9 protein-coding genes are annotated in these 12,221 nt (G+C 53.2%); 4 read left to right on the plus strand and 5 right to left on the minus strand.

Features of this window, described 5'->3' with window-relative positions; all coding sequences use genetic code 11:
• Positions 1 to 201: 201 nt before the first annotated feature.
• The 5 genes from ihfB to serC all read right to left on the minus strand — a co-directional run bounded on the left by ihfB (position 202) and on the right by serC (position 5,741).
• Complete coding sequence (gene ihfB, locus AAH446_RS04515) at positions 202 to 486, minus strand: integration host factor subunit beta (RefSeq protein ID WP_013201528.1); 285 nt, start codon at positions 484 to 486, stop codon at positions 202 to 204.
• Positions 487 to 572: 86 nt separating this feature from the next.
• On the minus strand, positions 573 to 2,246 hold the full coding sequence (gene rpsA / locus AAH446_RS04520; protein WP_342905500.1) for a 30S ribosomal protein S1: 1,674 nt from the start codon (positions 2,244 to 2,246) through the stop codon (positions 573 to 575).
• A 132-nt stretch (positions 2,247 to 2,378) separates the two neighbouring features.
• A complete protein-coding gene (cmk, locus tag AAH446_RS04525) occupies positions 2,379 to 3,062 on the minus strand; it encodes a (d)CMP kinase (protein ID WP_342905501.1) in 684 nt (227 codons plus the stop codon).
• 213 nt (positions 3,063 to 3,275) lie between these two features.
• Complete coding sequence (gene aroA, locus AAH446_RS04530; RefSeq protein WP_342905502.1) at positions 3,276 to 4,562, minus strand: 3-phosphoshikimate 1-carboxyvinyltransferase; 1,287 nt, start codon at positions 4,560 to 4,562, stop codon at positions 3,276 to 3,278.
• Between the two features lie 93 nt (positions 4,563 to 4,655).
• On the minus strand, positions 4,656 to 5,741 hold the full coding sequence (gene serC / locus AAH446_RS04535; RefSeq protein WP_342905503.1) for a 3-phosphoserine/phosphohydroxythreonine transaminase: 1,086 nt from the start codon (positions 5,739 to 5,741) through the stop codon (positions 4,656 to 4,658).
• Positions 5,742 to 5,935: 194 nt separating this feature from the next.
• Here serC and ycaO point away from each other — a divergent pair, with 194 nt between their 5' ends.
• From ycaO to pflA, 4 genes are all read left to right on the plus strand, one after another.
• On the plus strand, positions 5,936 to 7,693 hold the full coding sequence (gene ycaO, locus AAH446_RS04540) for a 30S ribosomal protein S12 methylthiotransferase accessory factor YcaO (RefSeq protein WP_342905504.1): 1,758 nt from the start codon (positions 5,936 to 5,938) through the stop codon (positions 7,691 to 7,693).
• Between the two features lie 366 nt (positions 7,694 to 8,059).
• Positions 8,060 to 8,917: a formate transporter FocA gene (gene focA / locus AAH446_RS04545; protein WP_342905505.1), complete on the plus strand. Its 858-nt coding sequence runs from the start codon at positions 8,060 to 8,062 to the stop codon at positions 8,915 to 8,917.
• 82 nt (positions 8,918 to 8,999) lie between these two features.
• Positions 9,000 to 11,282 carry a formate C-acetyltransferase gene (pflB, locus tag AAH446_RS04550; RefSeq protein ID WP_342905506.1) on the plus strand — a complete coding sequence of 761 codons (2,283 nt, stop codon included), beginning with the start codon at positions 9,000 to 9,002 and terminating at the stop codon, positions 11,280 to 11,282.
• 165 nt (positions 11,283 to 11,447) lie between these two features.
• Positions 11,448 to 12,188: a pyruvate formate lyase 1-activating protein gene (gene pflA / locus AAH446_RS04555; protein ID WP_342905507.1), complete on the plus strand. Its 741-nt coding sequence runs from the start codon at positions 11,448 to 11,450 to the stop codon at positions 12,186 to 12,188.
• Positions 12,189 to 12,221: the final 33 nt, after the last annotated feature.

Consider the following 12,221-nt stretch of genomic DNA (forward strand, 5'->3'; position numbering starts at 1 on the left):
AGCAGGCAGGATTGAAAGTCCGGGGCAGTCCGGCAGACTTTCGCTGCAAGTTAATGGTTACCTGAATGCTTTGGAAGCAGGCCCGTAACTTTAGCGGAATGAGAGGGCGTGGCGGATGGCGATAATGTCAGAGGAATGCCTGCAAAAAAAGGGCAAAAAAAAACGACGCCGGAGCGTCGTTTTATTGCGTTCTGAACAGCCTTAACCGTAGATATTTGCACGGTCGCGCAGCTCTTTACCCGGCTTGAAGTGTGGAACATACTTTCCTTCCAACTCCACTTTGTCACCCGTTTTCGGGTTACGGCCGGTTCGGGGCGCACGGTAATGCAAAGAAAAACTGCCGAAGCCCCGGATTTCAATGCGTTCGCCCTGGGCCAAAGTGGTCGCCATGTGCTCAAGCATCTCTTTAACCGCATCCTCAACGACTTTCGCCGGAATATGAGAGTGCTGGCCAGCAAGTCTTTCAATCAGTTCTGACTTGGTCATAAATCCTCCGGTTATTTCCATCTGGAAAAACTTTGACAGTAACGGCAGCGTCAGGGCAGCTTACGCCGCCCTGACAGCAGGGGCTATTACTCGCCTTTAGCTGCTTTGAAAGCTTCAGCCATAGCGTTAGAGAAGTTGCCTTCTTCCTGCTTGGTGTTAACAGTGTTGATAGCTTCTTTCTCGTCAGCCTGGTCTTTAGCGCGAACAGACAGGCTTACAACGCGGTTCTTACGGTCAACGCCGGTGAACTTAGCTTCAACATCGTCGCCTACGTTCAGAACCAGAGTCGCATCTTCAACGCGGTCAATGGAAGCTTCTGAAGCACGCAGGTAACCTTCAACGCCGTCAGCCAGCTCAACGGTAGCACCTTTAGCATCAACAGCAGTCACTTTACCGTTAACGATAGCACCTTTCTTGTTCAGAGAGATGTAGTTGTTAAACGGATCTTCTGCCAGCTGCTTAACGCCCAGGGAGATACGCTCGCGCTCTGCGTCAACCTGCAGAACCACGGCTGCGATTTCGTCGCCTTTCTTGTATTCACGAACTGCGTCTTCTCCGGTAGCGTTCCAGGAGATGTCAGACAGGTGAACCAGGCCGTCGATACCGCCGTCCAGGCCGATGAAGATACCGAAGTCAGTGATTGACTTGATTTTACCTTCAACGCGGTCGCCCTTGTTGTGGGTTTCTGCGAACTGCTGCCATGGGTTAGATTTGCACTGCTTCAGACCCAGGGAGATACGACGACGTTCTTCGTCGATGTCCAGAACCATAACTTCAACAACATCGCCAACGTTAACAACTTTGGACGGATGGATGTTTTTATTGGTCCAGTCCATTTCTGAAACGTGTACCAGGCCTTCAACGCCTTCTTCGATTTCCACGAAGCAGCCGTAGTCGGTCAGGTTGGTTACACGGCCAGTCAGACGAGTGCCTTCTGGGTAGCGCTTAGCGATAGCGACCCATGGATCTTCGCCCAGCTGCTTCAGACCCAGAGAAACACGGGTACGCTCGCGGTCGAACTTCAGAACTTTAACGTTGATTTCATCGCCAACATTCACGATTTCGCTTGGATGCTTAACGCGTTTCCATGCCATATCAGTGATGTGCAGCAGGCCGTCAACGCCGCCCAGATCAACGAATGCACCGTAGTCAGTCAGGTTCTTAACGATACCTTTAACTTCCATGCCTTCCTGGAGGTTTTCCAGCAGCTGATCGCGCTCTGCGCTGTTCTCAGATTCGATAACAGCACGACGTGAAACAACAACGTTGTTGCGCTTCTGATCCAGCTTGATGACTTTGAACTCAAGCTCTTTGCCTTCCAGGTGCAGCGTGTCGCGCACTGGACGCACGTCAACCAGTGAACCTGGCAGGAACGCACGAATGCCGTTCAGCTCAACAGTGAAGCCGCCTTTAACTTTGCCGTTGATAACACCGGTAACGGTTTCAGCGTCTTCGTAAGCTTTTTCCAGCGTGATCCAAGCTTCGTGACGTTTAGCTTTCTCACGGGACAGCAGGGTCTCACCGAAGCCGTCTTCCACTGCATCCAGTGCAACGTCAACTTCGTCACCCACCTGGATTTCCAGCTCGCCGGCTGCGTTTTTGAACTGCTCTGCAGGAATTGCAGATTCAGATTTCAGGCCCGCATCAACCAGAACAACGTCTTTGTCGATAGAGACAACAACGCCGCGAACGATGGAACCCGGACGGGTTTCGATAGTTTTTAGGGATTCTTCAAATAGTTGAGCAAAAGATTCAGTCATATTGATAATCTTATGGATTCTTCAATTTAACGTCCACCTGACATCCTGACGGGTGGGGTTGTTTCACATGCCCCATGACATCCTTGTCACAGGGTTAATAAAAACAGTCGGGCCACGAAGGCCCGGTATCCGTTACGGCAGAGAAAGTTTTTCACGCGCATAATTGAGAGCAGTTTCAATCACTTCCTCAATTGACATGCTGGTCGAATCCAGCACCAGCGCGTCTTCTGCCGGTATTAACGGTGCGATGGCACGATTACGATCGCGCTCATCACGCTCCTTTATCTCAGATAAAAGGCGCTCAAAGTTAACACTAAAGCCTTTATCCTGCAACTGTAGCATACGGCGGTGGGCGCGCTCTTCCGAGCTGGCATCGAGGAAGATTTTTACCGGAGCGTCCGGAAAAACCACTGTCCCCATATCCCGTCCGTCAGCGATCAGGCCAGGCGCATCCCGGAAGCCGCGCTGACGTCGCAATAACGCCTCACGCACTCGCGGAAACGCGGCCACTTTTGACGCCGTATTACTGACATCCTGCGTACGGATTTCGCCCGAAACATCTTCCCCTTCGAGGATCACTTCCATTTCGCCATTGGTCGAGACGAAGCGAACGTCAAGGTGAGCAGCAATCGGCACCAAAGCCTCTTCCGAAGTGATATCCACCTGATGATGCAGTGCCGCCAGCGCCAGTACGCGATAGATCGCGCCGGAGTCCAGCAGATGCCACTGTAGCGCCTCAGCCATTGCTTTACACAAGGTCCCTTTACCGGCACCGCTTGGGCCATCAATCGTGATCACCGGGGCTATAGCCGTCATGTCGTTCTCCTGTCGGTAGGATGCCTGCAAAAAATCTGCGCAGACAAATATCGACGCACATTATACGCTGCTACAGCTTCGATCGTTACCCCTTAAGCATAGTCGGCCTGAATAAATTCAGCCATTTCAGACAAATTCCGGAAGGCGACTTCGGTAAAGAGCGTGACGTAACCGACAAATACCGCTGCGTTGTCACGCAGCGGGAATGTGGCTTCAGGCAGGCTGGCTAATGCGGGCGAGCTGTTCGAAATAGTCAGGGAAGGTTTTGGCGGTGCAGCCCGGATCGAGAATGGTTACCGGCGTACTGGAAAGGGCCACCAGCGAAAAGCACATCGCCATACGATGATCGTTATAGGTGCCAATCTCCGCGTACTGAATTTTCTCCGGAGGCGTGATGCGAATGTAATCATGCCCTTCTTCAACCTCAGCGCCAACTTTACGGAGTTCGTTCGCCATCGCCGCCAGACGATCGGTTTCTTTTACGCGCCAGTTATAGATGTTGCGCATAACCGTGGTGCCGTCAGCAAACAGCGCGGCCGTGGCAATCGTCATTGCCGCATCGGGAATATGGTTCATATCCAGGTCAACAGCCTTCAGCTCGCCTTTAGTGCAGGCGATGTAGTCATCACCCCACTCAATAACCGCGCCCATTTTTTCCAGCACGTCGGCAAAGCGGATGTCGCCCTGTACGCTGCTGCGTCCAATGCCGGTGACTTTTACCGTGCCGCCCTTAACGGCAGCGGCCGCAAGGAAATAAGAGGCGGAGGAAGCGTCGCCTTCTACCAGATAATCGCCCGGCGCACTATAGTGCTGGTTACCGGCAATACGGAACACGGCGTAATTGTCGTTTTCAACGGTGACGCCAAATTTCTGCATCAGGTTGAGAGTGATATCGATATAAGGTTTAGAAACAAGTTCGCCTTTAATCAGGATCTGCGTATCGTTTTGCGCCAGCGGTGCCGTCATCAGCAGCGCGGTGAGGAACTGGCTGGAGACGCTGCCATCGACCGTCACTTCGCCGCCGGTGAAACCGCCTTCCAGACGCAGCGGAGGGTAGTTTTCCTGCTCCAGATAGTGGATGACCGCCCCGCCCTGACGCAGCGCGTCCACCAGGTGCCCAATTGGACGCTCTTTCATCCTTGGCTCGCCGGTCAGCACGATATCATTCCTGCCCAGACAGAGCGCGGCAGCCAGCGGGCGCATCGCCGTGCCGGCGTTGCCGAGAAACAGTTCAAGGGTTTGCTCAGCATGCAGCGGACCGCCCTGCCCGGTGACTTCGCACACCGTCCGGTCGGCGGATAGCGTGTAGTGAACGCCCAGCGCCTGAAGCGCATTAAGCATATGGCGAACGTCATCGCTGTCCAGCAAGTTGGTCAGCCGGGTGGTGCCCCGGGCCATGGCGGCCAGCAGCAGTGCGCGGTTTGACACGCTTTTTGAGCCGGGCAGGTTAACGGTGCCGTCCACCAGGGCGACAGGTTGTAAGGTCAGGGAATCCTGCATCTGAAACATCTTCTCCAAAAAAAATTACAGTGAAACCCCGCAGCCCTGCAGGGTTTCAGTGGGTAAATTTATCTGCACCGCGTCACAACTTATTCAGCCGTGGCGGCGCTCAAAATCGGTCATAAAGTCGGTCAGCGCCTGCACGCCCTCAAGCGGCATCGCATTATAAATTGAAGCGCGCATCCCGCCCACCACACGGTGCCCCTTCAGCGCATGCAGCCCGGCCGCCAGCGACTCTTCCAGAAACAGGTTATCCAGCGCCGCATCAGCCAGCTGGAAAGGAACGTTCATGCGTGAACGGTTGCGGGGAGCGACTTCATTACGGTAGAAACTGCTCGTATCAATAGTGCGATAGAGCAGATCTGCCTTGGCCTGATTCCGTTTATCCAGTTCAGCAATCCCGCCCTGTTCTTTCAGCCATTTAAAGACCAGACCGGAAAGATACCAGGCGAACGTCGGCGGAGTATTAAACATGGAGTCATTGTCGCTCAGCACCTGATAATCCAGAATCGAGGGCAGCGCCTGCTGCGCTTTACCCAACAAATCTTCGCGCACTACGACCAGCGTCAGACCAGCAGGGCCGATGTTTTTCTGCGCGCCAGCATAGATGACGCCGTAGCGGCTGATATCGATCGGACGGGAGAGAATGGTGGATGAGAGATCGGCGACCACAACTTTGTCGCCAAAGTCGGGCTCTTCATCAATCGCAATACCGTCGATGGTTTCATTTGGGCAATAGTGCACATAGGCAGCCTGCTCCGAGAGCGTCCATTCGCTCATAGGCGTCAGCGCGCGCAAACCGTCAATCGTCGTTTTCGCATCAATAACGTTCGGCTGACAGTATTTCTGCGCTTCTTTAATGGCGCTATGCGCCCAGTAGCCGCCGTCAACGTAATCAGCGGTCGTTTTGTCGCCCAGGAGATTCATCGGGACTGCCGCAAACTGCCCGCGTGCGCCGCCGTGGCAAAAAAGGACTTTGTAGTTTGAGGGGATCTTCAGCAGGTCGCGAAAATCCTTTTCGGCTTCGCCAGCCACCTTGAGAAATTCTTTGCTGCGGTGGCTGATTTCCATCACCGAGGTACCTGAACCCTGCCAGTTGCACAGTTCCTGTTCCGCACGACGCAGTACTTCTGCCGGCAGCATCGCCGGGCCGGAGCTAAAATTGAAAACCTGACTCATTTCCCCTCACCACTCTCTGAATAATCGTTTCGATTCAGCTATCGGTTTTATCATTGCCACCCCTCTGCTGCAATGTTTTATCCTGTCAGCCGACCAGTGGGCAAACGCATGAAATTCCGGCAGCCGGATAGCGATTCAGAGAGAAACCCCGTATCATTGCGCCCTTTCGGCACAACCCCAACCGAGTGGGCCCTATGACGCAAACTTATATTCCAGGCAAAGATGCCGCGCTGGAAGATTCCATCTCACGCTTTCAGCAAAAATTGCAGGATCTGGGCTTCAATATTGAAGAAGCGTCCTGGCTGAATCCGGTTCCTAACGTCTGGTCCGTCCATATCCGTGACCGCGACTGCCCGCTGTGCTTTACCAACGGGAAAGGCGCCAGCAAGAAAGCCGCTCTGGCTTCGGCGCTGGGCGAGTACTTTGAACGTCTGTCGACCAACTATTTTTTCGCCGATTTCTGGCTGGGCAAGCAGATCGCCAACGGGGAGTTCGTCCACTATCCTGACGAAAAATGGTTCCCGTTGCCGGAAGATGACAGCTTGCCTGCCGGTATTCTCGATCCGCGCCTGAAGGACTTTTACGATCCGGAAAACGAAGTCAGCGCCAGCGATCTGATCGATCTTCAGTCCGGCAATGCCGATCGCGGCATCTGTGCCCTGCCCTTCACCCGTCAGTCCGATCGACAAACGGTCTATATCCCGATGAACATTATCGGAAACCTGTATGTTTCAAACGGCATGTCCGCTGGGAACACCTCTGACGAGGCGCGCGTACAGGGGTTGTCTGAAGTTTTCGAACGTTATATCAAAAACCGCATTATCGCCGAATCGATCAGTCTTCCTGCGATTCCACAGGCAGTACTGGATCGCTATCCGGGCGTAGTTGCTTCCATCGCCAGTCTGGAAGCGGAAGGTTTCCCGATCTTCTCTTATGACGCCTCGCTCGGCGGTAAGTATCCGGTTATCTGTGTGGTGCTGTTCAACCCGCAGAACGGCACCTGCTTTGCCTCTTTTGGCGCGCATCCGGACTTCGGCGTGGCGCTGGAAAGAACCGTGACCGAACTGCTCCAGGGCCGCAGCCTGAAAGATCTGGATGTTTTCACGCCGCCAACCTTTGATGATGAGGAAGTCGCTGAGCACGCCAATCTGGAAACACATTTCATCGACTCCAGCGGTCTGATCTCCTGGGATATGTTTAAAGACGATGCGGATTATCCTTTTGTGGACTGGCGTTTCGACGGCACCACCCAGGAAGAGTTCGCCACGCTGATGGACATCTTCAAAAAAGAAGATAAAGAAGTGTACATCGCTGACTACCAGCACCTTGATGTTTACGCTTGCCGTATTATTGTTCCCGGTATGTCTGACATCTATCCTGCGGAAGATCTGCTGCTGGCAAACAACAGCATGGGCGCCTACCTGCGCGAAACGCTGCTGTCGCTGCCGGAAAGCAGCTGGGAGAAAGCGGACTATCTGGCGCTGCTCGAACAGCTCGACGAAGATGGCCATGATGACTTTACGCGCGTACGCGAATTGCTTGGCCTGGCGACAGGCAAAGATAATGGCTGGTACACCCTGCGTATTGGCGAACTGAAAGCGATGCTCGCGCTGGCCGGTGGCGACACTGAGCAGGCCCTGATCTGGACTGAATGGACCATGGAGTTCAACGGTTCCCTCTTTACACCTGAGCGGGCTAATTACTATCGCTGCCTGCAAACGCTGCTGTTACTTAGCCAGGAAGAAGAGCGCGATCCGGTGCAGTACCATACCGCCTTTGTGCGGATGTATGGCCAGCAGGCGGTTGAAGCCGCTTCAGCCGCGATAAGTGGTGAAGCGCCTTTCTTCGGTCTGCAGGCCGTAGATGATGAACTGATGGCATTCCCGGCGCATCAGTCACTGCTGGCGGCTTATGAAAAGCTGCAGCAGGCTAAACGCACTAACTGGAAATAAATTATTGGGGTTTATCGCGCTTATTTCGGGCAGTAAACCCCTTATTTTCTTTCCGGGATGCAAAGATTTTTCTGGAAAGTTAAATAAAACGATCCATTAAAATTTCCTTTTAAAGGTTCGTCACAATTCTGATACAAACACCTGCCATAATTTACTTTCCCCCGCCGCCTCCCGTCCAACAATTCAAATGTTTTTTGGGCTTTTAAAAAATATTTAATCCTTTATTATCAAGAAGATGAATATAAAAACCCTATAAATTACAGTGCTTTAGCGGGGTTTAACCCGGCCATTTATGATCCATATCAAATTCTTCCCTATACTCCTTTGTTAGTATCACTCCGATGAAAAATTTTGGGAGACGTTAGTGTGAAAACTGGCAGCCCGTTTGACCTGCTTCTACCGTCGGAAATGGCTAAAGTAGCCGAAGAAGCCGGTGTCTATAAAGCAACTAAGCACCCCTTCACCACATTTTTCCTGGCCATTACCGCTGGGGTATTTATTTCCATTGCCTTTGTCTTTTATATCACCGCCACCACCGGCGCCGGAGCGCTCCCCTATGGGATGACTAAGCTGGTGGGCGGATTATGCTTTTCGCTGGGACTGATGCTGGTCGTGGTCTGCGGTGCCGATCTTTTTACTTCTACCGTGTTAACCATGGTCGCCAAGGCGAGCGGGCGCATTAGCTGGCGTCAGCTAACCTGTAACTGGATTAACGTTTATATCGGGAATTTTTTTGGCGCTATGTTCTTTATCGCGCTGATCTGGTTTGCAGGCCAACCTATGGCAGCGAATGGTGCATGGGGGTTAAATGTTCTGCAAACGGCTGACCATAAAATGCACCATACTTTTCTTGAAGCCGTCTGTCTTGGCATTCTGGCAAATCTGATGGTCTGCCTGGCGGTCTGGATGAGCTACTCCGGCCGTAGCCTGACGGATAAAATGTTTGCGATGGTGCTGCCGGTCGCCATGTTCGTTGCCAGCGGCTTCGAACACAGTATCGCTAACATGTTTATGATCCCGCTGGGCATCATCATTAAAGACTTCGCCTCTCCCGAATTCTGGCAGTTAACCGGCACCACTGCCGCGCAGTTTTCGCAACTGACCGTTAAGAACTTTGTTATTGATAATCTGATCCCTGTCACCCTGGGCAACATTATCGGTGGCGGATTGCTGGTAGGTTTGACGTACTGGGTGATCTATCTGCGGGACGGCGATCACCGTTAAGCCCCGCACTGCATTTGGCACCTGCGGCCGCTACAGGGTCGTGGGAACTGAAAGAACTCCACGTAATTAAGGTAGGTATCAAATGAGCGAGCACAATGAAAAACAGGCTGTTGCCTGGGCAGGCTTTGCAGAAGGCGAATGGCAGAACAGCATCAACGTTCGCGACTTCATTCAGAAGAACTACACCCCTTATGAAGGGGATGAATCGTTCCTGAGCGGCGCAACTGAAGCCACTACCGCCCTGTGGGACAAGGTTATGGAAGGCATCAAGCTGGAAAACCGCACCCATGCGCCGGTCGATTTTGATACCGACCTGGCCTCAACCATTACCTCTCACGATGCCGGCTACATTGATAAAAAACGCGAGACCATTGTTGGCCTCCAGACGGAAGCGCCGCTGAAACGCGCGCTGATCCCGTACGGCGGCATCAAAATGGTTGAAGGCTCCTGTAAAGTTTACGGTCGTGAACTGGATGCCGGCCTGAAAAAAGTCTTTACCGAATACCGTAAAACGCACAACCAGGGCGTGTTCGACGTTTACACCCCCGATATCCTGCGCTGCCGTAAATCTGGCGTGCTGACCGGCCTGCCGGACGCTTATGGTCGTGGTCGTATTATCGGCGACTACCGCCGCGTTGCGCTGTACGGCATCGATCTGCTGATGAAAGATAAGTTTGCCCAGTTCGCTTCACTGCAGAGCGATCTGGAAAACGGCGTCAACCTGGAAGCCACTATCCGTCTGCGTGAAGAGATCGCCGACCAGCATCGTGCGCTGGAGCAGATCAAAGAGATGGCGGCGAAATATGGCTGTGATATTTCCGGCCCGGCCAAAAATGCTCAGGAAGCCGTGCAGTGGACCTACTTTGGCTATCTGGCAGCGGTGAAATCCCAAAATGGTGCGGCCATGTCCTTTGGACGCGTCTCCACCTTCCTGGACGTTTATATTGAGCGTGACCTGCAGGCCGGTAACATTACCGAGCAGGACGCCCAGGAACTGATCGATCACCTGGTGATGAAACTGCGTATGGTTCGCTTCCTGCGTACGCCGGAATATGACGAACTCTTCTCCGGCGACCCAATCTGGGCCACCGAGTCACTTGCCGGTATGGGTGTCGATGGCCGTACGCTGGTGACCAAAACCAGCTTCCGTTTCCTGAATACGCTCTACACCATGGGGCCTTCACCAGAGCCAAACATGACCATCCTGTGGTCAGAGAAGCTGCCGCTGAACTTCAAAAAATACGCGGCGAAGGTCTCTATCGACACCTCATCCGTTCAGTATGAGAATGACGATCTGATGCGCCCTGACTTCAACAACGATGACTATGCCATCGCCTGCTGCGTCAGCCCGATGATCGTGGGTAAACAGATGCAGTTCTTTGGTGCGCGCGCCAACCTCGCGAAAACCATGCTTTATGCCATCAACGGCGGCGTGGATGAAAAACTGAAAATGCAGGTTGGCCCGAAAGAAGCGCCAATGATGGATGAGGTGCTGGATTACGATAAAGTGATGGCGCGTATGGATCACTTCATGGACTGGCTGGCCAAGCAGTATGTGACTGCGCTGAACGTTATCCATTACATGCACGATAAGTACAGCTATGAAGCGGCGCTGATGGCACTGCATGACCGCGACGTTTACCGCACAATGGCCTGCGGCATCGCCGGTCTTTCCGTTGCGGCTGACTCCCTGTCCGCCATCAAATATGCCAAAGTCTCCACCATTCGTGATGAAGATGGTCTGGCCGTTGACTTCAAAATTGAGGGTGAATATCCGCAGTTTGGTAACAATGATGCCCGCGTCGATGATATCGCCTGCGATCTGGTTGAACGCTTCATGAAAAAAATTCAGAAGCTGGAAACCTACCGCAATGCGGTACCAACGCAGTCCGTACTGACCATCACCTCTAACGTGGTTTACGGTAAGAAAACCGGTAATACCCCGGATGGTCGTCGTGCCGGCGCACCTTTCGGTCCGGGCGCTAACCCTATGCACGGACGCGATCAGAAAGGGGCCGTTGCCTCACTGACCTCGGTAGCCAAACTGCCGTTTGCCTACGCGAAAGACGGCATCTCCTATACTTTCTCCATCGTGCCGAACGCGCTGGGTAAAGATGATGACGTGCGTAAAGCTAATCTGGCAGGCCTGATGGACGGTTACTTCCACCATGAAGCCAGCATCGAAGGCGGTCAGCATCTGAACGTGAACGTGATGAATCGTGAAATGCTGCTGGATGCGATGGATAACCCGGAAAAATATCCGCAGTTAACCATCCGCGTCTCCGGCTACGCCGTTCGCTTCAACTCGCTCACTAAAGAGCAGCAGCAGGATGTGATTACGCGTACCTTCACAAGCGCCCTGTAAGCCCCTTCTGAGCCTGAAAGGCTCCGCTCTGGCGGAGCCTTTTTCCAGCCTCTTTTGCCAGCCACCTCCCTCTGCACTTCCCGGGCCGCTGGCAAAACAGACTTAACGCAGCTTAAAGACTGCGTCCTGCCAGCGCGGCAGGTCTACTATGGAGAATTCATCGCAATGTCAGTTAAAGGTCGCATTCACTCATTCGAATCCTGCGGGACCGTAGACGGCCCCGGCATCCGTTTTATCACCTTTTTTCAGGGCTGCCTGATGCGCTGCCTCTACTGCCATAACCGGGATACATGGGATACCCACGGCGGTAAAGAGATCACCGTTGAAGAACTGATGAAGGACGTGCTCTCTTACCGTCATTTTATCAACGCTTCCGGCGGCGGCGTGACGGCGTCCGGCGGCGAGGCGATACTCCAGGCAGAGTTTGTTCGCGACTGGTTTCGCGCCTGCCGCACTGAGGGCATTCATACCTGCCTGGATACCAATGGATTTGTGCGCCGCTACGATCCGGTCATTGATGAACTGCTGGAAGTGACCGATCTGGTCATGCTGGATCTTAAACAGATCAATGATGAGATACATCAGATTCTGGTTGGCGTCTCAAATCACCGGACGCTGGAGTTTGCCCGCTATCTGGCGAAGAAAAATATCCGCACCTGGATCCGCTTTGTGGTGGTGCCGGGCTATTCTGACGACGATGACTCTGCGCACCGGCTCGGTGAGTTTACCCGCGATATGGGCAACGTTGAAAAAATTGAGCTTCTCCCCTATCACGAGCTGGGTAAACATAAGTGGATAGCGATGGGAGAAGAGTACAAGCTGGAAGGCATTCACCCGCCTAAAGCGGAAACGATGGACAGGGTCAAAGGCATTCTTGAAAGCTACGGCCACAAAGTCATGTACTAAAAACAGCAATGCCGGTCAGAAGACCGGCATTTT

It is taken from the genome of Erwinia psychrophila (genome assembly GCF_039023475.1).
Classification (GTDB): domain Bacteria; phylum Pseudomonadota; class Gammaproteobacteria; order Enterobacterales; family Enterobacteriaceae; genus Erwinia.

Excerpts from the sequence above, each read along its gene's own strand:
- cmk (WP_342905501.1), bottom strand. The coding sequence starts at position 3,062 with ATGACGGCTATAGCCCCGGTGATCACGATTGATGGCCCAAGCGGTGCC.
- pflA (WP_342905507.1), top strand. The coding sequence starts at position 11,448 with ATGTCAGTTAAAGGTCGCATTCACTCATTCGAATCCTGCGGGACCGTA.
- serC (WP_342905503.1), bottom strand. The coding sequence starts at position 5,741 with ATGAGTCAGGTTTTCAATTTTAGCTCCGGCCCGGCGATGCTGCCGGCA.
- ycaO (WP_342905504.1), top strand. The coding sequence starts at position 5,936 with ATGACGCAAACTTATATTCCAGGCAAAGATGCCGCGCTGGAAGATTCC.
- ihfB (WP_013201528.1), bottom strand. The coding sequence starts at position 486 with ATGACCAAGTCAGAACTGATTGAAAGACTTGCTGGCCAGCACTCTCAT.
- aroA (WP_342905502.1), bottom strand. The coding sequence starts at position 4,562 with ATGCAGGATTCCCTGACCTTACAACCTGTCGCCCTGGTGGACGGCACC.
- rpsA (WP_342905500.1), bottom strand. The coding sequence starts at position 2,246 with ATGACTGAATCTTTTGCTCAACTATTTGAAGAATCCCTAAAAACTATC.
- pflB (WP_342905506.1), top strand. The coding sequence starts at position 9,000 with ATGAGCGAGCACAATGAAAAACAGGCTGTTGCCTGGGCAGGCTTTGCA.